The organism is Achromobacter pulmonis (genome assembly GCF_002885955.2).
GTDB classification, from domain to species: domain Bacteria; phylum Pseudomonadota; class Gammaproteobacteria; order Burkholderiales; family Burkholderiaceae_B; genus Achromobacter; species Achromobacter pulmonis_A.
Window position 1 is genome coordinate 1 of record NZ_POQS01000099.1, and the last position, 317, is coordinate 317.

Annotated in this window: 1 protein-coding gene; it reads right to left on the minus strand. The window is 69.4% G+C overall.

Features of this window, described 5'->3' with window-relative positions:
• On the minus strand, positions 1-317 hold a 317-nt coding region (locus tag C1I89_RS33920), incomplete at both ends, for a DNA topoisomerase (protein ID WP_258231590.1).

Below are 317 nucleotides of genomic sequence, written 5' to 3' on the forward strand. Positions count from 1 at the left end.
CCTGCAAGGTGCCCAGGTCGAACGGCAGCGGCGGGCCTTCGCGGACACGCTCAGTCTCCACCGACACGACGTGGGCACTGCCCGCAGCGCGGATCTGCTGCATGGTCTGCTGTGCGACCGGCTGCCGCAGGCAGCGGCCTGCGTCGTCGGTGCACGCATCGGGTGGAACCCATTGCGCGGCGAAAGTCGAACCGCCTGCGAACAGGGACACGGCGATGGCCCAGTATGGTACGGACACGAAGCGCGCGATCTCGCGGTCGCGGTCCACAACGAGCTTGAGCGTCGGGGTCTGTACGCGGCCGACCGACAGCACGCCG